We start from the raw sequence: 17,911 nt of genomic DNA, 5'->3' as shown, positions 1-17,911 counted from the left end.
GGCACCGGAATGGAACCCGGCGTTTTACAAATCTTTTGCAAATTCTTGGTTTCGGGCGGTGAATCCGGTCTGAACTTTTCGGGAGGCTCCGTCGCGTCGTTCAGCTAAGTGAACATTCGGAACGAATCCGCTCCGCTTGTCAAGTCAGGAATGTGACGACTGTCACGCTGCAGCGCGATCAGCGCCACGATCGGTCACTTCCAGCGCCTGCTCGATCAGGGCCCAGCCGGCGCCTGGGCGGTGTGCGCCCTCGCTCAGCACCTGGCGGAATGCGCGGCCGCCCGGCTGGCCGTGGAACAGGCCGAGGATGTGGCGGGTGATGTGCTTCAGGGCCAGGCCCTCGCCCAGACGGGCGTCGATGTACGGACGCAGGGCGCGCAGAAGTTCACCGCGCGGTCGCAGCGGCGCGCCGGTGTGCAGGACCTCCAGCTGATGCAGCAGGTAGGGGTCGTGGTAAGCCGCGCGGCCGAGCATCACGCCATCGACGTGCGCGGCCTGCGCCTGTACCGCCTCGACGCTGGCCAGGCCGCCATTGAGCACCACTGGCAGTCCGGGGCGCTCCTGCTTCAGGCGATAGGCCCAGTCGTACTTCAGCGGCGGAACCTCGCGGTTCTCCTTCGGCGACAAGCCCTTCAGCCAGGCATTGCGCGCGTGCACCACCACCATCGCGGCACCGGCATCGACCTGGCGGTCGACGAAGCTGGCGAATACGTCGTAGTTGTCGTCCTCGTCCACGCCCAGGCGGCACTTCACCGTCACCGGGATGTCCACCGCCTCGACCATGGCCGATACGCACTCGGCCACCAGCACCGGCTCGCGCATCAGGCAGGCACCGAAACGCCCGGCCTGCACGCGGTCGGACGGGCAGCCGCAGTTGAGGTTGACCTCGTCGTAGCCCCACTCGGCGGCGATGCGCGCGGCCTGTGCCAACAGGGCCGGATCGCTGCCACCAAGCTGCAGCGCCAGCGGTTGTTCGCTGGCATCGAAACCAAGCAGGCGCTGGCGATCACCGTGGATCACCGCGTTGGCGTGCACCATTTCGGTGTAGAGCCGCGCACCCGGCGCCAGCAGGCGGTGGAACACCCGGCAATGGCGGTCAGTCCAGTCCATCATCGGGGCGACGGACAGGCGCAGGGAATCAGCGTAACGGGCGGTGGCGGACGTCATCGGGCGGTTGATCGTGGAGACTGGCATTGCCAGTGAGATCAATAGTTTACACCGCCGGGCTGAACGGCGATGGCGGGGCCCGGAGTACTGCCCGGAGCCGGCGTACCACCGGCCCCGGGAACCCACCGCGGCGACCCTACTGCGCGCGCCCCTTCACCTGCTCCTGCTGCTGTTCCTGCACGCGCTGGTTGAACTGGATATCCAGTTCCTCGGTCTGGCGGGTGCTGGCCTCGACCGACTGCGACACGGCCTGTCGGCTGTCGACGAAGGTGCGCTGCGCGGCCGGGTCACCGACGTTGCCCTGCACGGCGAACAGACCACTGCCATCCGGGCGCGCGACCACGTGGTCGATCTGGCGCATGCCGGCGACCTTGCTCTCGTAGGCCAGCTGGCCAGCAGCACGTTCGGTCTCCTGCGCGTTGGCGAACAGCGGGCAGAGCCCGGCCTGCACGCGCTGCTGTTGCAGCACCTGCAGTTTCTCCAGCGCCTGGTTGAAGCGCGGATTCTCGGCATGCGAAGGGTCGCGCATGCTGGAAGCTGCCGGCGCGGTCGGCTCCGCTTTTGCCGGCGCAGCAGGCTGACCTGCGGCCTTCACTGCGGCCGGGTCGTCCAATCGGCCCAGAGTCTGGCGGCCGGCCTTGCCATCCTGCTCCAGGCCGTTGTTGGCCTGGAACTGCTTGACCGCCGCAAAGGTGTCCTTGCCGTAGATGCCATCGGTCGCCAGCGGCTTGCCGTCGGCGCCCACATGGCCCAGTGCTGCCAGCTTGCCCTGCAGCGCCTTGACCTCGTCACCGCGTTCGCCCTTCACCAGCATGCCATCGGCCATCGGCGCCTGCTGCGTGGCGCGTGCAGCCTGCGCCGCTTCGGGCCCCTGCGCGTGCACCTTGCCACCGAGGGTGATGCGGTCGTTGAGCATGTCGCCGAGGTAGCGCCGGAACTGCGCCGGCTCCACTTCGATATGTGCGTGCACCGGCTTGCTGCCTGCGTTCGACTGCTGGATCAGCGGCGCCCCGTACTCGACGAAGTCGCCGTTCTTGTAGGGCGATGTGCCGGCGGCGCCGTGCAGCACCTGGCCTACCAGTTCACGGCGCGGATCGCCGACCTGGTGGCTGTAGAGGCTGATCGAATTGGTCGCATCCTTGTTGAACTGCGCGTAGCCGGCCACCGGGTTCGGAATCATCACATCGCGGCTGCCCAGGCGATCGGTCAGGATCAGGTCCTTGCGTACCAGGGGAATGTCATTCTTGTCCTCGCGTGTGCGGATGTTCTCCATCTCGCCTTCGACCATGCCCGATTGGCGGTCGGCCTTGCGGGCATCGCCGGTACGCACGGCTTCGGCGTTGGTGTTGGGGTGATGGATCTTCAGTTCGCGATAGGCCGTTTCGCCACTGATGCCGTGAGCAAGCGTGCGGTTGCTGGTGACATTGCCGTAGGGCTCGATCACCGTGATGCGGCCGCCACCGGGGGCGGCGGCAACCGGCGCACCACTCGCAGAGGGCAGCTTCGGCTCGTGGCGTTCCGGCGAAGGTACCGATGCAGATGCCGATGCCGGTGCCGGTGTCTGTGCGGGTTGGCGAACCCCGGCGTTCAGTGCAGACAACGTGTCACGCCCCGCCTTGCCGTCTTCTTCCAGCCCGTGCGCCTTCTGGAACTGACGCACTGCATGATGGGTGTCGCTGCCGAAATCGCCGTCGGGCTTCAACACCTTGCCATCCACACCGGTGTAGCCGGCCTGGGCCAGCTTCTGCTGCAGCGCGTGCACTTCATTGCCGCGTTCGCCCTGCACCAGCACACCATCGGCCATCGGTGCACGCGCTGCGCGTGCGGGAGGCTGACGATGCGCCGGCTCACCGAACGCCTGCTCGTAGGTCTTGCCCTGGTAGGGCTGCGGGCCGTGATTGATTTTCTCGTAGCGTGCCAGTGCAACCAGCTCGGATTTCTCGTTGAGCGTGCGTTCGCGCAGCGAATCCCATTGTTTGGGTGAACTCTCGAAGTGGCGCTGGACGTTGGCGTGTTTGTAATCCTGCACGGCCCGCACAATCTGCTCGTCGCTCAGCTCGGACAGCTTGTAATCATCACCATAGGCCTGCTTCAGACCATTCTGGAATACACCACGGGTCATGTTGCGATACTGCACCGAGGTGCTCCACAGCGCGTCCTGCACCGCCGGGCCGCGACCTTCCAGGTCCACGCCAGCCTTCTTCAAGCGATCCATCTGCACGTCGTAATACTTGTGCTGGATGAAATCGTGCTGCTCCTGGGCAAAGCCCTTCTCGTCGCGCGCGGCCACGGCTTTCCAGCGCTCACTGAACGCTTCCGTCGCGGGCTTCAGGCCGTGGAACTGGTCCGCATAGCGGGACGACTTCAGGTATTCGTCCACCCCGCCAACTGCGCTGGCGAACTGGTAGCTGCCATAGGACACGCCGCCATGATCACCCTTGCCCGAGGAAATCCAGCCTGGGCCACGGTTGTCGGTTTCAAAACGGGCGGAGGTCTGGCCGCGATGCCAGTGTTCCATCGCCTTCCTTGCGTCGGTCACTACATCCATGTCGAAGGACTCCTCTCAGTTGGCAGTGCTGTGGATTTGGTTCACTTGTTCTGTGCAGCGGCCTGCAGCTGGTCAACGCGGTTGGCCACGCGGTTGAGGCGGCACGACTGGGCATCCAGCATCTGGCCCTGGCCATCGGTTTTGGGATCCCAGCGGCAATGGCGATTGGTGTCCGACCACCAGGCAGCCTGCGCATCCATCCAGTCATCCTTGGCCTTGCTGTCAGGACTTGCCACGACGCCGGCAACGATCTCGGCCAAGCGGTTTTCCTGGTAACTCAATTCCTCGTCGCCACATGCCTGCAGGCGCGCTGTCACCGCTTCGCTGGCGTCCACGCAACGGGTGTAGGCAGGACGCAGATTGGCCTGGGTGTAGGACGCATCGGGCAGCGGCGCGGGAAAGTCATCGGAATCCACGTCGGCATCGACGGCTGTAGACGCAGGAGTCACGCTGGCCGGTATCGATGTGGCTGCCGGCGCTGGCTTATCTGCGCCTGTGGCAGCGACAACCGTGGAACTGTCGGCCGAAGGTGCCTGGCAGGCGCCCAGCAACAGGCACAGCGCCAGCGCAATTCCACGTCGGATTTCAAAGGCGGATCGATCAATGCGCGCAGGCGCGCTCACGGCTTGCATTGCTTGCTTCTCCCTGGTGAGTCGCCGGGTGGGTCGGCAAAGAGGAGCCGTCCATCGGCCCCATCACGGTGAGGATGCTACTCCAGCGCAGAATGCCGATGCCTGACTGAGTTCAGGTTTCAGCCGACATCAACGACGTTCGCGCGTCTGCAGTTCCACCGTCCGGTTGGCATAACGGTTGATGAGGCACGACTGCGCGTCCAGCACCTGGCCCACGCTCTCGGCGGCCGGACTGCAGCGTTTGCCGGTGTCCTCGGCCCAGGTAGCCTGCTCGTCCATCCATCGGTCCTTGGCCGGGCCGTCGGGGCCGTCCATGATGCGCGCGACCACCTCCTCCATCTGCGTGCGGTGGTAGGCCAACTCGGTGGCGTCACACGCTTCAAGCTGGTCGTTCATGCCACGCGCGTCCTGCACGCAACGGGTGTACTCCGGCCGCAGCGGCGCCTGGGTATAGGAGGTATCGGGCGGGCCACTCTGCGCCAGCAATGCGTCAGCGCGGTTGGCCACGCGGAACAGGCGGCACTCCTGTGCCTTCTGCAGGTCATCCACCCCGGCAGTGACCGCAGCGACGCAATGGCGATCGGTATCGCTGCGCCAGGTCGCCTGCGTGGCCAGGAACGCATTCTTAGCCGCCGCATCAAGCCCGGCGGCGACCTTGCCGGCAGCCTCCTGCAGGCGCCCTTCCTGATAGGCCAGTTCGTCCTTGCCGCAGGCCTGCAGCTTGCCCGCATCCTCCACGCCATCCACGCACCAGCCATAAGCCGGGCGCAGGCGACCGTCCGTGTAGGACGCATCGGGGTACCCGGAGGAATCACCAGACGCTGGGCCGGGCGAGGCTGTCGGCGATGCCGCGACAAGCGGTGCGGGGGTGGCCGCGGCTTCGGCCGATGCAGGGGAAGAAGGTGCCTGGCAGGCGGCAAGCGCCAGGCACAGGGCCAGCACCTCCCAGTACCGACGCCCGAAGGCGATCTGCTCATTGCCCCGACGGGCATCCATTGCCTGCATTGCTTGAATCTCCCTTGCGTGTCGCCAGCGGGCACCGGCGGGGAGGGGCCGTCCATCTGCCCCGATCATGGTGCAGATCCTACGACAGGTGCGGTTTCAGATGGCTGACCGGATTCCGTTTTCCTGGCCGGTGTCGCAGAAACTTGACGCGACCAACCTTCGCGGGCGGTGACCTGCTGCGACCGGCCACCACCGCTCCATCACAGTTCGTTGGGCCGATCAGGTTGCACGATCGGCGCGTGCGTTTCGTAATCGGTCTGCTTCCAACCGCCCCCACCCTCTCCCCCAACCCACTGGAACGTCCAGGTTTCCACGAAGCCACCGGGAAGCTCATTGGTGATGGTGATCTTCTCACCGGCAGCACCCGAGGCCGGAAGCGGAACGGGAGGGGCCACTGCAGCAGAGGCCCGCGCATCGGTGGGGAGCCGGCGCTGCCGCACCGTAATCGTGCCCAGCTCCATCGTCCGCCGATCCGCATCCGGGATGCTGTCCAGCCACCGTGCGATCGCCGCCGCCTCAGCGGTTCCCGCGCGATGGTGGGAAACATGTTCGATAACGATGCGGGGCGAGGTCGCAACCGCAATGGGCGATAGCGCCGTCAAACCAAGCCCCAGTGCGAAATACAGAAATAACGGAAGCACGCGTGCTGCGCTCATCTGTCGTCCTTTTCTGATCTGTGCCGAGTGCACGCGATCACAGTGCATTTGGCGAAAGCATGCCTCAATAAGAAAGCTTGCAGATGAGAACGGCAAGGAGGTTGTTAGTGCGCACCGCCCCTGCCCCCCACCCGTTCGATCAGCGTCTGGCTGGCGGCATTGAGGCCGACAACGCTGACCTCGGCACCGTGCGCGGCGAGCTTTTCCTGCGCGCGTTGCAGCGCTGCGACCGCGGTCAGATCCCACAGGTGGGCCTCGCGCAGATCGATCTCGACCTTCGCCGCCACGCGTTGGTAATCAAACGCCGCACCCAGCTGCCCGGCGGAGGCAAAGAACACCTGGCCGCGCACGCGGTAGACCTGCATGTCCGCAACGTCTTCGAGTTGCACGTCCAGCATGCGGCCCACCTTGCGGGCGAAGAACAGGGCGGACAACAGCACGCCGCTGAGCACACCCTTCGCCAGGTCGTGAGTGGCCACGGTGACCACCACGGTCAGCAGCATCACCGCCGACGAACTGCGCGGATGCGTGCGCAGGTCACGCAGCGAGCGCCAGCTGAAGGTACCGATGCTGACCATGATCATCACCGCCACCAACGCCGCCATCGGAATCTGCCGCACCAGGTCGCTGCCATACACCACCAGCACCAGCAACAGCACGCCGGCCACCAGGCAGGACAGGCGGCCGCGGCCACCGGAGGTCACGTTGATGACCGACTGGCCGATCATCGCGCAGCCGGCCATGCCACCGAGGAAACCGGTGACCGTGTTGGCCAGGCCCTGGCCGGCGCACTCGCGGTTGCGCTCGCTGGGCGTCTCGGTGATGTCCTCGACAATCTGCAGAGTCATCATCGATTCGAGCAGGCCAACCACCGCCAGCGTGGCCGACACCGGCAGCAGGATGCGCAGCGTTTCCCAGGTGAAGGGCACATCGGGAATGAGGAAATGCGGCAGGCTGTCGGGCAGCTGCCCCATGTCGCCAACCGTGCGCACGTCGATGCCGAACCCCACCACCACAGCGGTGAGCAGGCCGATGGCCACCAGCGGAGACGGCACCGCACGGGTGAGGCGTGGCAGCAGGTAGATGATCGCCAGACCGGCGGCACACAGTACGTAGACCGCGGGCCCTCGCCCGACCAGCTCCGGCAACTGCGCCAGGAAGATCAGGATCGCCAGCGCATTGACGAAACCGGTGATGACCGAGCGCGAAACAAACCGCATCAACGAACCGAGCTTGAACAGGCCGGCCACTACCTGCAGCAGGCCGGCCAGGATGCTGGCGGCGAACAGGTACTGCAGGCCGTGATCACGAACGAGATCGACCATCACCAGCGCCATCGCGCCGGTGGCGGCGGAGATCATGCCCGGCCGGCCACCGGCGATGGCGGTGATCACGGCGATGGAGAACGCGGCATACAGGCCGACCTTGGGGTCGACGCCAGCGATCAGCGAGAACGCGATGGCTTCGGGAATCAGCGCCAGGGCAACAACGGCGCCGGACAGCAGATCACCACGGAGGTTGCCGAGCCATTGCTGGCGCAGGGGATAGGACGTTTGCATGGAAAAGCTCCGCGCACACGCGGGCGGGGCCACGTGGCGCTGCAGTGGAAAGGCACGGGTTCCTGAGCCGGATGGGCCGGCTGCCGATGGGCGGCAAGGGTCAGGGTGGCGTGATCACTGCAGTGCGTCGTCGGGGAGCGTGGGAGGGGCGGAGTTTACTGCAGCCGATGACCCGGAGGTAGGCCAGACTGCGTGAAAGGCGGCGGAGCATGGCTCCGCTCTACAATGCTGCATGGTCACGGCCCCGCCCCGCTACTTCGATCCACGCACCGAACAGGGCGTGCTGCGCCTGTCCATCGTCGGCTCGCTGCTGTTGGCTGCAGTGGCGGTGGTGTTCGGCCTGCTGGCCAATTCTTCGCTGATCATCTTCGATGGCATCTACGGGCTGATCGACGTGGTGATGACCTGGTTGTCGCTGCTGGTCGCGCGGCTGATCGCCCTGTCCACGCAGACCGATGCCGTGCAGTCGCGCCTCAACCAGCGCTTCACCATGGGATTCTGGCACCTGGAACCGATCGTGCTGGGAGTGAGCGGCACGTTGATGATCGGCGCAGCGCTGTACGCGCTGGTCAATGCGGTCGATGCGCTGATGTCGGGTGGGCGGCAGATCGCGCTTGGCCCCGCGATCATCTTCGCCGCACTGTCGATCGTGGCCGAGAGCGCGCTGGCCTGGTTCGTGCTGCGTGCGAACCGGCGCATCGGCTCGGAGTTCATCGCGCTGGACGCGAAGAACTGGGTGATTGCCGCGAGCATGTCGGCCTGCTACCTGGCGGCCTTCCTCGGCGGTGTGCTGGTCCACGGTACGTCGTTGGCCTGGGTCGGGCCATACATCGATCCGGCCATCCTGGCGTTCGTCTGCGTGCTGGTCATGATCGCGCCGCTGGGCACGGTGCGGCGCGCGCTGGCCGGCATCCTGCTGGTCACGCCGCCGGAACTGCAGGCGCACGTGGATGCGGTGGCGCGGGCGATCGTTGCAAAGCACGGCTTCGTCGAACACCGCAGCTACGTGGCCCAGGTGGGCCGTGGCGAGCAGATCGAGCTGTTCTTCGTGGTGCGTGAAGACGATCCGCCGCGTCCCCTGCTGGAGTGGGATCACCTGCGTGACGAGATCGGCGATGCGCTGGGCGAATCATCGCCGGACCGCTGGCTGACCATCATGTTCACCACTGACCGGGAATGGACGATCTAGGCTGACAGGACGTTCAATCAAGTTTTTCGGACGTGTTGTAACCCAACGTGCGGAGAATCCGGGCAAAGTAGGCTCCAACGCACCACCCACCCACTGACCAGGAGCATCCCGATGTCCATCGAAAAGGTTCTGTACACCGCCCAGGCCACCTCCACCGGCGGCCGCGAAGGCCGTTCCGTGTCCTCCGACAACGTGCTGGACATCCAGCTGTCGACCCCGCGCGAGCTGGGCGGCGCTGGCGGCCCGGGTACCAATCCGGAACAGCTGTTCGCTGCGGGCTATTCGGCCTGCTTCCTCGGCGCACTGAAGTTCGTCGCCGGCCAGGCCAAGGTCGCACTGCCGGCCGACACCACCGTGACCGGCAAGGTCGGCATCGGCCAGATCCCGACCGGTTTCGGCATCGAAGCCGAGCTCACCATCAACGTGCCGGGCGTGCCGCGCGAGCAGGTGGAAGAGCTGGTGCAGAAGGCGCACATCGTCTGCCCGTACTCCAACGCTACCCGCGGCAACATCGACGTGACGCTGATCGTTGCCTGATGCGGCCGGGGTCGGGCCCCTTTGCCACCGGCAAAGGGCTCTGACCCCGTTGCGGGCCATCGCGGAGCATCAGGGTCAGAGCCCTTTCGCGTTGCGAAAGGGATCCGACCCCAGGGATCTGACCCAAAAAAATGGGCGGATGCCGGTCGAAACCGTGCATCCGCCCATCCCACCTCGGGTGGGCCCCGGCACGTGGCCGGGGGCGCATTCGCTTGCGTAGAGCCGAGCCCATGCTCGGCTGATCCATCCGGCGCCGCGATGCGCGGTGGAAAGGCAGCCGAGCATGGGCTCGGCTCTACACGTCCAAGCCCTATTTTTCGCTGGTGATCAGCTGCACGACGCTGGAGAAATCCAGCTTGCCGCGACCGGCCTGGTGGTTCATCGAGTACAGGTTACGGGCCACTTCGCCCAGCGGGATCGAGGCGCCGACGCTCATCGCCGCTTCCACCGCCAGGCCCATGTCCTTCAGCATCAGGTCGCTGCCGAAGCCACCGCTGTAGCCGCGCGACGCCGGTGCGTTTTCCAGCACGCCCGGCCACGGGTTGCACACTTCGGTGGCCCAGCTGCGGCCGGTGCTGACCGCCATCATCTGCGACAGCACCTTCGGATCCAGCCCGTGCGCCACACCAAGCGCGATGGCTTCGCCGGTGACGGCCATGATCACGCCCAGCGCCATGTTGTTGCACAGCTTGGCAACCTGGCCGGCGCCACTGGCGCCCACATGGAAGATGTTCTTGCCCATCGCCTGCAGCACCGGGCGGGCGCGTTCCAGCGCGTCCTCTTCACCACCGACGATGAAGGTCAGCGTGCCGGCCTGTGCACCGGCAGTACCACCAGACACCGGTGCATCGATCATCTGCAGGCCCCGTGCGGCGGCCGCTTCGGAAACCTTGCGCGCGCTGGCGGGCGCGATCGTGCTGCAGTCGATGACCAGCGCACCGGCGGGAATCGCGGCAAGGATGCCGTCGTCGCCCAGGTACACGCCTTCGACGTGGCGGCTGGCCGGCAGCATCGAGATCACCACCTCGGCGTCAGCCAGGGTCTCGCGTGCCGATGCAGAAGCACTGGCGCCTGCATCGACAGCGGCCTGTACAGCGGCCGGCACCAGATCGAACACGCGCACGGTGTGGCCGTTCTTGACCAGATTGGCGGCCATCGGGCCACCCATGTTGCCCAACCCAATGAATGCAATGCGGCTCATGCCAGGCTCCTTTCAGCGACAGGGGTGCCCAGGTCGGCCAGCGGATGCGCGGCATCGGCCCAGGGAGAAGCGAAGAACGTATCGGCCCAAGCGCGGCTGGCCTCGGTCAGCGTGGCCGGGTTCCACGATGGAGTGCGGTCCTTGTCGATCAGCAGCGCGCGGATGCCTTCGGCAAAATCGCCATGCGCAGCACAATGCAGGGCCGTGATGTATTCCAGCCGGTACACGCTCGCCAGGTCCTGGCCAGCACTGCGGCGCTGCAGTTCGAAGGCCAGCCGTGCCGAACCCGGCGCACCGGCAGCCAGCGTCTTCTGTGCGGCCTGCAACCAGGCATCATCGGTCTGCAGGGTGCTGATGCGTTCGACGATGGCGGCGAGATCATCGCCTTCGCACAGCGCACCGACCTGCGCGGCATTGGCCAACAGCGGGCCGGTAGCTGCATCGCTGGCGAACGACAGCAGCAGCTGCGACAGGCGCTCGTGGTTGCGTGCGGCATCGGCCGACCACGCGACCTGCAGCAGCGCATCGAACACCGCGCTGCGGCGCTCCTCGGCCACATGCACGTCGGCCAGACCGGCATAGATCGCATCGCCGGGGTTGAGCAGCGCACCGGTCAGGGCCAGGAACAGGCCACCGTTGCCCGGTACGCGCGGCAGCAGCCAGCTGCCACCCACGTCAGGGAACAGGCCGACAGTGATTTCCGGGAAGGCCAGCTTGGAACGCTCGCTAACCACGCGATGGCTGGCGCCGGACATCAGGCCGATGCCGCCGCCCATCACGATGCCATGACCCCAGCACAGGATCGGCTTGGCGTAGGTATGGATCAGGTAGTCGACGCGGTACTCGACGTCGAAGAACTCGGCGGCGTAGTCGTTCTCGCGGATGTCCGTGTGGCCGGCCTCGCGGTAGGCGAGCATGCTCTGGTACAGGCTGTGCAGATCACCGCCGGCACAGAATGCCTTTTCACCCGCGCCCTGCAGCACCACCATGGCGATGCCGTCGTCGTCGGCCCAGGCGTTGAGCTGCTTCAACAGCAGATGTGCCATCGGCAGCGAGAAGCCATTGAGCGTGCGCGGTGCGTTGAGCGTGGCGATGCCGATGCGCGTGCCGTTGCCGGCGGCGCGTTCTTCGAACAGTACCGGTGCTTCGGCAACGTTCGTGTCGACCGCAGTCATGCGTTCTTCCACTGCGCGGCGCGCTTTTCAAGGAAGGCACTCACGCCCTCGACCTGATCGGCGGTGTCGAACAGATCGACGAAGGCCTCGCGCTCGGCCACCAATGCCGATGCATGGGTACCGGTGCGGGTGGACTGCACCAGGGTCTTGCAGGCGGCGATGCTGGTCGGGCTCTGCTTGCCAGCCTTCTTCGCCCATTCCAGTGCCAGCGCCTTGGATTCGCCCTTGCCGACCTTTTCTTCGGCAAGACCAATCCGCACCGCCGTCTCGGCGTTGATGCGCTCGCCGAGCAGGATCATGCGCTTGGCCCAGCCCTCGCCAACCAGGCGCGGCAGGTTCTGGGTGCCACCGGCGCACGGCAGCAGGCCGACGGTGGCCTCCGGCAGCGCGACCTGGGCGTGGTCTTCGATGATGCGCAGGTCGCAGGCCAGCGCGCATTCCAGGCCGCCGCCCATGGCGTAGCCGTTGATGGCGGCGATCGACACACCACGGAACGCGGACAGCGCCTCGAAGGCTTCACCGAAACGGCGCGCCGCTTCGCGAGCGGCAGCCTTGTCGCCGGAGGCAAACTGGTTGAGGTCGGCACCGGCGGAGAAGAACTTCTCGCCGTCACCGGTGATCACCAGCGCGTAGATGTCGCGGTCTGCGTTGAGCGCGCCCACCAGGTCGCGCAGCGCCGACAGGCTGTGCGCGGTCCAGGTATGCGCTGGCGGGTTGTTCAGGGTGACCACGGCGGTGTGGCCATCGGTCTCGACCTTCAGGCCCACGTGCTCCTGGGTACGCCAATCCTTCATCGCAGTTCCTCTTCGGTATTGAGCAGGTGACGGGCAACGATCACCCGCATGATCTCGTTGGTGCCTTCCAGGATCTGGTGCACGCGGCTGTCGCGCAGCAGGCGCTCGATCGGATATTCGCGGATGTAGCCGTAGCCACCGTGGATCTGCAGGGCTTCGTTGCAGATGTTGAAGCCGGCATCGGTAGCGAAACGCTTGGCCATCGCGCACCACACGTTGGCATCGCTGGCACCGGCATCGAGCTTGCAGGCGGCGGTATGCACCATCTGCCGTGCCGCGACCAGCTCGATGGCCATGTCGGCCAGCTTGAACTGCAGTGACTGGAACTCGGACAACGCCTTGCCGAACTGGCGGCGCTCGCCCATGTAGCGGCGTGCGGCATCCAGCGCACCCTGTGCAGCGCCCAGCGAACAGGCGGCGATGTTGATGCGGCCGCCATCGAGCCCCTTCATCGCCAGCTTGAAGCCGCCGCCTTCCTCTCCCAGAAGGTGGCTGACCGGCACGCGGACGTTTTCGAAGGTGATGCCGCGGGTGGGCTGGCTGTTCCAGCCCATCTTCTCTTCCTTGCGGCCGTAGCTGATGCCCGGCAGGTCGGCCGGCACCGCGATCGCGCTGACCCCGCCTGCACCAGCACCGCCGGTGCGTGCCATCACCACCAGCAGTTCGGTGGCACCGGCGCCGGAAATGAAGGCCTTGGAGCCATTCAACACGTAGAAATCGCCATCGCGCACGGCGCTGGTCTTCAGCGAGGCCGCATCCGAGCCGGCACCCGGCTCGGTCAGGCAATACGAGGCCAGCTTGCTGCCCGATGACAGGTCATTGCCCCATGCATCGCGCAGGGCCGGCTGGCCCCACTTGGACACCATCCACGAGGCCATGTTGTGGATGCTGATGTAGGCCGCGGTCGACGGGTCGACGTTGGCGAGCTCCTCGATGACGACGGCGGCGTCCAGTCGGCTCAGGCCGCTGCCGCCCACTTCCGGGTCCATGTACAGACCGCAGAAGCCCAGTTCACCGGCCTTGGCGATCGCCTCGCGCGGAAAGATGCCCTCCGCATCCCATCGCGCGGCGTGCGGCGCCAGTTCGGCCTGTGCGAAGTCACGCGCAGCCTCACGATAGGCCTGCTGCGCTTCTTCCTGCTCCGTCGTCATCGAGTGGCTCATGGCTGCTCCTGCCCTTACTTCAGGCTGATGGTGGTGTTGACGCCGTGGCTCAGCGTCTCGTCGTCGAACCAGCGCGCGGTGACGGTCTTGGTCTGCGTGTAGAACAGCACTACCTGCTTGCCGTACGGACCCAGGTCGCCGAGCTTGGAAGCGCGCGAACCGGTGAACGAGAACAGCGGCACCGGCACCGGGATCGGCACGTTGATGCCGACCTGGCCGACGTCGATGTCCTCCTGGAAGCGACGTGCAGCGGCGCCGGACTGGGTGAACAGCGCGGTGCCGTTGCCGTTCGGGTTGCTGTTGACCATCGCGATGGCCTCATCCAGCGTTTCCGCTTCGAGGATGACCAGCACCGGCCCGAAGATTTCTTCCTGGTAGATGCGCATGTCGGTGGTGACACCGGCAAAGATGGTCGGGCCGACGAAGTTACCCTTCTCGAACCCATCGACCTGCGGCTTGCGGCCGTCGAGCACCAGCTTGGCGCCCTGCTCCACACCCGAGGCGATCAGGCCTTCGACGCGATCGCGGGCGCTGCAGGAAATGACCGGGCCGACGTCGGTGCCGGCGACCGTGCCGCCGCTGACCTTCAGGGTCTTGGCCTTTTCGACCAGGCCCTGTACCCAACCGCGCGCTTCACCGACCAGCACCAGGGTCGAGGCGGCCATGCAGCGCTGGCCGGCCGCACCGAAGGCAGCACCGACCATCGCGTTGAGGGTCTGCTCCTTGTTGGCGTCCGGCAGCACCACGGCGTGGTTCTTGGCGCCCATCATGCACTGCACGCGCTTGCCGGCCAGCGAGGCGCGGTTGTACACGTGGGTGCCGACGCGGGTGGAACCCACAAACGAAACGGCCTTGATGTCCGGGTGGTCGCAGATCGCGTTGACCACTTCTTCGCCACCGTGGACGACATTCAGTACGCCCTTCGGAATGCCCGCTTCCAGGGCAAGCTCGACCAGGCGCATGGTGACCATCGGGTCCTGCTCGGACGGCTTGAGGATGAAGGTGTTGCCGGTGGCAATGGCCATCGGGAACATCCACAGCGGGATCATCGCCGGGAAGTTGAACGGGGTGATGCCTGCGCACACGCCCAGCGGCTGCATGATCGAGTAGGTGTCGACACCGTTGGCCACGTTGTTGGCCAGTTCGCCCAACTGCAGGTTGCCGATGGCGGCTGCGTGCTCGACCACTTCCAGGCCGCGGAACACATCGCCTTCGGCGTCCGGCAGGGTCTTGCCCTGTTCGGCGGTGAGGATGTGCGCCAGCTCGCTCATGTTTTCGCGGATCAGCTGCTGGTACTTCAGGAAGATGCGCGCGCGGGTACCAATCGGGGTCTTGCGCCAGGTCTTGAAGGCTTCCTTGGCGGCGGCCACGGCGGCGTCGACTTCACCCGTGGTGGCGAACGGCACCTGGGCCAGCACGTCCTGGGTGGCCGGATTGATCACGTCCTGCCAGTGGGAGGTGGCCGATTCAACGAACTGGCCATCGATCAGCATGCGGATACGGGGCGCTGCAACAGTCATGACGACAATCCACGGGGTGCGAAAGATGCTTGGCATTATTCACAGCATGCACCTCGATTTCCGGGCTGAATCCGCTTAATCTGGCCAATGCCCGCCACGATTCCTGTTAATTCTGTGAATTATTCAGCCCCCCAGCGCCAACTCGGTCTGCGTCTACTGCGCCTGCGCGAGCAGCGCGGCTACAGCCAGGCCGACCTTGCCCGCGCACTGGGGCTGTCGCCCAGCTACCTGAACCAGATCGAGCGCAACAAGCGCCCGCTGACGCCTGCGGTGCAGAAGAAGCTGGGCGAGGTGTTGGGCGATGTTTCCATCCTGTTCGACGACAATGAGCCCGCCGCGCTGCAGGAGTCACTGGGCGAGACCCTCCGCGACCTGGGCCTGGCCGACGTCAGCGCCACCGAACTGCGCGCGCTGGCCGGCAACCTGCCGCAGGTCAGCCGCGCGCTGCTGGACCTGCACCGCCGCCACTTGGCGCTGCGCGAACATGCCGCCGCGCTGGAGTTCCAGCTGGGCGAGCCGGGCGTGGGCAGCACGCTGCCGGCCGGTGACCAGGTGCGCGAGTTCTTCAACCGCATGCACAACCACATCCCCGAACTGGATGAACTGGCCGAGCAGCTGTTCGCCGAATGGGGGCTGGCGCCGGGACACGTGGCACCACGGCTGCGCCAGTTGCTGGCCGACCGCCACGGGGTGCTGGTGGAAGTGGCCGCGCTGCAGGCCGGGCGCGAGAAGCGCCAGTACGATGCCGGCAGCCGTACGTTGTGGCTGCCCGATTACCTGGAGCCGGGCCAACAGGCGTTCCAGATGGCGGTCGAGCTGGCACTGCGCGGTTATCTGCCGCAGATCGATGCGGTGATCGCGCGCGCCGGCTTCAGCGACGATGCGCGCATCGCACAGGCGCGCATCGGCCTGTCCAACTATTTCGCCGGCGCGCTGGTGATGCCGTACATGCGCTTTCTGCGCGCGTCCGAGGTCAGCAGCTATGACATCGAGCTGCTGGCGCACCAGTTCGGCGTGGGATTCGAGGCGGTCTGCCATCGCTTGAGTACGCTGGCACGCCGCAGCGCACCCGGCCTGCCGTTCTTCTTCATCCGCGTGGACCGCGCCGGCAACGTGTCCAAGCGCCACTCGGCCACCGATTTCCACTTCTCGCAGGTGGGTGGTTCGTGCCCGTTGTGGATCGTCTACGAGGCGTTCAACCAGCCCGGACGCATCCTCACCCAGACCGCGCGCATGCCCGATGGCCGCCGCCATTTCTGGCTGGCACGGCAGGTAAGCAGCGGCCCGGTGGGCCACGGCCGGCCACGCAAGACCTTCGCGGTGGCACTGGGCTGCGACCTGCAGCATGCCGACAGGCTGGTGTATTCGCTGGGGTTGGACGTGCAGAGCCCGGGTAATTCAGTGTCGATCGGGCCGGGCTGCCGGGTGTGCCCGCGCGAGGACTGCATGCAGCGCGCGTTTACCCAGTTGCCGGGAAGGTAGGGGTTGGTTCGGCAGGGCTGCGCCCTGCACCCGCCGAAGCGGTAGTGCCGGCCGCTGGCCGGCAACCTCAACAGCAACAGCGGGCATTCCGTGGGATGGCCTGCTTTTGGTGGGTGTCGACCTTGGTCGACACGGTAGATCCACGCCATGCGTGGATGCTCTTCGATGAATTGTCGACTATTCGATTTCGATGGAGATTCATCCACGCATGGCGTGGATCTACTAAACCTTCCGCGCGTAGGCTGCATCCCATTGCAATGCCTGCCCTGGAGATGCCCCATGTGCCTGTTGCGTTCTTGCCTGGCCTTGCTGCTCGCTGCTGTCGCTGCACCGGCATGGGCGACCTTTTCGATTGCCGCCTGTAACGACGCCGGCGACTGCGGCGTGGCGGTGGCCACCCACAACCTCGCCGTCGGCGGTGTCGGTGTGCTGTGGGCGCAGGCGAAGGTCGGCGCGGTCGCCAGCCAGTTCGAAACCAATCCGACCTATGGCTCGAAGGGGCTGGCGCTGCTGGCCAAAGGGCGCACGCCGGCGCAGGTGCTCAAGCAGCTGCTGGACGAGGATGGCGACTTCGATGGCACCACCATCGCCGAGCGCCAGGTCGGGCTGGTCAGTGCGCGTGGCGGCAACGCGCAGTACACCGGCGCCACCGCACAGCAGGCCGATTGGGCGGGTGCCGTTGGCGAGGGCAAGGTGAGCGTGCAAGGCAACGGGCTGGCCGGGCCGGACGTGCTGGCGGCGATGCAACGCGCGTTTGCGGCCACACACGGTGAGCTTGCCGCGCGGCTGTTGGCCGCGCTGGAAGCAGGACAAGCGGCAGGCGGGCAACGCAGCGGGCAATGGTCGGCGGCGCTGCTGGCGCGCACACCCGGCGGCGACTGGCAGGACACCGACCTGCGCGTGGATGCCGACCCGCGCGCCGTGGCGCGTTTGCGCGAGTTGTACGACATGCGCCTGTCCAACGACGCGATCATCCGCGCTGAGCAGCAGTGGCAACGCGGTGACGTTGCGGCTGCGCGCGCATCGCTGGCCACATCGCTGGCGCTCGCGCATGGCTGGGACCGCACGTGGGCGCGTGCCGCGCGATTGGCGATGTCGCACGGTGAAGCCGCATTGGCCCGCGAGTACTTGGCGGGATTGCGCGCGCTCAACCCCGGGTGGGTGAAGCAGGAACTGGCGCTGCCGCTGTATGCGCCGTTGCAGGGCGATGCGGTGGTGGAGCCGTGGCGATAGCCGGTAGCGCCGGGCCATGCCCGGCGAGCGCAGCGGTACGAAAGGCCGCG

At 66.2% G+C, this 17,911-nt stretch carries 15 protein-coding genes; 4 read left to right on the top strand and 11 right to left on the bottom strand.

From position 1 onward, the window contains the following. Nucleotides 1-162 precede the first annotated feature (162 nt). The 6 genes from dusA to QOL57_RS20895 all read right to left on the bottom strand — a co-directional run bounded on the left by dusA (nucleotide 163) and on the right by QOL57_RS20895 (nucleotide 7,567). Entirely contained in the window at nucleotides 163-1,194 is a 1,032-nt protein-coding gene (gene dusA / locus QOL57_RS20920) for a tRNA dihydrouridine(20/20a) synthase DusA (protein ID WP_089241454.1), read from the bottom strand. Between the two features lie 109 nt (nucleotides 1,195-1,303). Continuing rightward, nucleotides 1,304-3,715 carry a peptidoglycan-binding protein gene (locus QOL57_RS20915; protein WP_089241456.1) on the bottom strand — a complete coding sequence of 804 codons (2,412 nt, stop codon included), beginning with the start codon at nucleotides 3,713-3,715 and terminating at the stop codon, nucleotides 1,304-1,306. Between the two features lie 41 nt (nucleotides 3,716-3,756). Beyond that, on the bottom strand, nucleotides 3,757-4,164 hold the full coding sequence (locus QOL57_RS20910) for a lysozyme inhibitor LprI family protein (protein WP_242629949.1): 408 nt from the start codon (nucleotides 4,162-4,164) through the stop codon (nucleotides 3,757-3,759). A 312-nt stretch (nucleotides 4,165-4,476) separates the two neighbouring features. Continuing rightward, the gene (locus QOL57_RS20905; protein ID WP_089241460.1) at nucleotides 4,477-5,343 is read right to left on the bottom strand and encodes a lysozyme inhibitor LprI family protein; all 867 of its coding nucleotides are present in this window, start codon (nucleotides 5,341-5,343) and stop codon (nucleotides 4,477-4,479) included. Nucleotides 5,344-5,552: 209 nt separating this feature from the next. Continuing rightward, nucleotides 5,553-6,008, bottom strand: a complete 456-nt coding sequence (locus QOL57_RS20900; RefSeq protein WP_089241462.1) for a hypothetical protein — start codon at nucleotides 6,006-6,008, stop codon at nucleotides 5,553-5,555. Nucleotides 6,009-6,112: 104 nt separating this feature from the next. Further along, a complete protein-coding gene (locus QOL57_RS20895) occupies nucleotides 6,113-7,567 on the bottom strand; it encodes a SulP family inorganic anion transporter (RefSeq protein WP_089241464.1) in 1,455 nt (484 codons plus the stop codon). 232 nt (nucleotides 7,568-7,799) lie between these two features. Here QOL57_RS20895 and QOL57_RS20890 point away from each other — a divergent pair, with 232 nt between their 5' ends. Beyond that, on the top strand, nucleotides 7,800-8,756 hold the full coding sequence (locus QOL57_RS20890; RefSeq protein ID WP_089241466.1) for a cation transporter: 957 nt from the start codon (nucleotides 7,800-7,802) through the stop codon (nucleotides 8,754-8,756). Between the two features lie 111 nt (nucleotides 8,757-8,867). Beyond that, complete coding sequence (locus tag QOL57_RS20885; protein ID WP_004153735.1) at nucleotides 8,868-9,293, top strand: organic hydroperoxide resistance protein; 426 nt, start codon at nucleotides 8,868-8,870, stop codon at nucleotides 9,291-9,293. 310 nt (nucleotides 9,294-9,603) lie between these two features. Here the strand turns inward: QOL57_RS20885 and mmsB are convergent, their stop codons facing one another. Genes mmsB through QOL57_RS20860 form a run of 5 tightly spaced genes read right to left on the bottom strand, consistent with a single transcriptional unit; the run spans nucleotide 9,604 to nucleotide 15,146 of the window. Then, the gene (mmsB, locus tag QOL57_RS20880) at nucleotides 9,604-10,494 is read right to left on the bottom strand and encodes a 3-hydroxyisobutyrate dehydrogenase (RefSeq protein WP_089241468.1); all 891 of its coding nucleotides are present in this window, start codon (nucleotides 10,492-10,494) and stop codon (nucleotides 9,604-9,606) included. After that, nucleotides 10,491-11,669: an enoyl-CoA hydratase/isomerase family protein gene (locus QOL57_RS20875; protein WP_089241470.1), complete on the bottom strand. Its 1,179-nt coding sequence runs from the start codon at nucleotides 11,667-11,669 to the stop codon at nucleotides 10,491-10,493. The genes mmsB and QOL57_RS20875 overlap by 4 nt, the downstream gene beginning before the upstream one ends. Continuing rightward, nucleotides 11,666-12,463, bottom strand: coding sequence for an enoyl-CoA hydratase (locus QOL57_RS20870; protein ID WP_089241472.1), 798 nt, complete (start codon nucleotides 12,461-12,463; stop codon nucleotides 11,666-11,668). Before QOL57_RS20870 ends, QOL57_RS20875 begins: the two co-directional genes overlap by 4 nt. Next, a complete protein-coding gene (locus tag QOL57_RS20865) occupies nucleotides 12,460-13,626 on the bottom strand; it encodes an acyl-CoA dehydrogenase family protein (RefSeq protein WP_089241474.1) in 1,167 nt (388 codons plus the stop codon). Before QOL57_RS20865 ends, QOL57_RS20870 begins: the two co-directional genes overlap by 4 nt. Before the next feature lie 14 nt (nucleotides 13,627-13,640). Then, complete coding sequence (locus tag QOL57_RS20860; protein ID WP_089241476.1) at nucleotides 13,641-15,146, bottom strand: CoA-acylating methylmalonate-semialdehyde dehydrogenase; 1,506 nt, start codon at nucleotides 15,144-15,146, stop codon at nucleotides 13,641-13,643. 114 nt (nucleotides 15,147-15,260) lie between these two features. Between QOL57_RS20860 and QOL57_RS20855 the strand changes: the two genes are divergently transcribed. Both QOL57_RS20855 and QOL57_RS20850 read left to right on the top strand, forming a co-directional pair. Continuing rightward, nucleotides 15,261-16,628 (top strand): short-chain fatty acyl-CoA regulator family protein, encoded by a 1,368-nt coding sequence (locus QOL57_RS20855; protein WP_089241478.1) that lies wholly within the window; start codon nucleotides 15,261-15,263, stop codon nucleotides 16,626-16,628. A 279-nt stretch (nucleotides 16,629-16,907) separates the two neighbouring features. Next, the gene (locus QOL57_RS20850; RefSeq protein ID WP_089241481.1) at nucleotides 16,908-17,861 is read left to right on the top strand and encodes a DUF1028 domain-containing protein; all 954 of its coding nucleotides are present in this window, start codon (nucleotides 16,908-16,910) and stop codon (nucleotides 17,859-17,861) included. The last annotated feature ends 50 nt before the right edge of the window (nucleotides 17,862-17,911 follow it).

Source organism: Stenotrophomonas sp. yr243 (assembly GCF_900184195.1).
Lineage (GTDB): Bacteria > Pseudomonadota > Gammaproteobacteria > Xanthomonadales > Xanthomonadaceae > Stenotrophomonas > Stenotrophomonas lactitubi.
This window is presented reverse-complemented; position numbering and strand designations above follow the sequence as displayed.

Bases quoted from the DNA above. Each gene is read 5' to 3' on its own strand.
- dusA (WP_089241454.1), bottom strand. From the start codon at position 1,194: ATGCCAGTCTCCACGATCAACCGCCCGATGACGTCCGCCACCGCCCGT.
- QOL57_RS20915 (WP_089241456.1), bottom strand. From the start codon at position 3,715: ATGGATGTAGTGACCGACGCAAGGAAGGCGATGGAACACTGGCATCGC.
- QOL57_RS20905 (WP_089241460.1), bottom strand. From the start codon at position 5,343: ATGGATGCCCGTCGGGGCAATGAGCAGATCGCCTTCGGGCGTCGGTAC.
- QOL57_RS20900 (WP_089241462.1), bottom strand. From the start codon at position 6,008: ATGAGCGCAGCACGCGTGCTTCCGTTATTTCTGTATTTCGCACTGGGG.
- QOL57_RS20895 (WP_089241464.1), bottom strand. From the start codon at position 7,567: ATGCAAACGTCCTATCCCCTGCGCCAGCAATGGCTCGGCAACCTCCGT.
- QOL57_RS20890 (WP_089241466.1), top strand. From the start codon at position 7,800: ATGGTCACGGCCCCGCCCCGCTACTTCGATCCACGCACCGAACAGGGC.
- QOL57_RS20885 (WP_004153735.1), top strand. From the start codon at position 8,868: ATGTCCATCGAAAAGGTTCTGTACACCGCCCAGGCCACCTCCACCGGC.
- mmsB (WP_089241468.1), bottom strand. From the start codon at position 10,494: ATGAGCCGCATTGCATTCATTGGGTTGGGCAACATGGGTGGCCCGATG.
- QOL57_RS20875 (WP_089241470.1), bottom strand. From the start codon at position 11,669: ATGACTGCGGTCGACACGAACGTTGCCGAAGCACCGGTACTGTTCGAA.
- QOL57_RS20870 (WP_089241472.1), bottom strand. From the start codon at position 12,463: ATGAAGGATTGGCGTACCCAGGAGCACGTGGGCCTGAAGGTCGAGACC.
- QOL57_RS20865 (WP_089241474.1), bottom strand. From the start codon at position 13,626: ATGAGCCACTCGATGACGACGGAGCAGGAAGAAGCGCAGCAGGCCTAT.
- QOL57_RS20860 (WP_089241476.1), bottom strand. From the start codon at position 15,146: ATGACTGTTGCAGCGCCCCGTATCCGCATGCTGATCGATGGCCAGTTC.
- QOL57_RS20850 (WP_089241481.1), top strand. From the start codon at position 16,908: ATGTGCCTGTTGCGTTCTTGCCTGGCCTTGCTGCTCGCTGCTGTCGCT.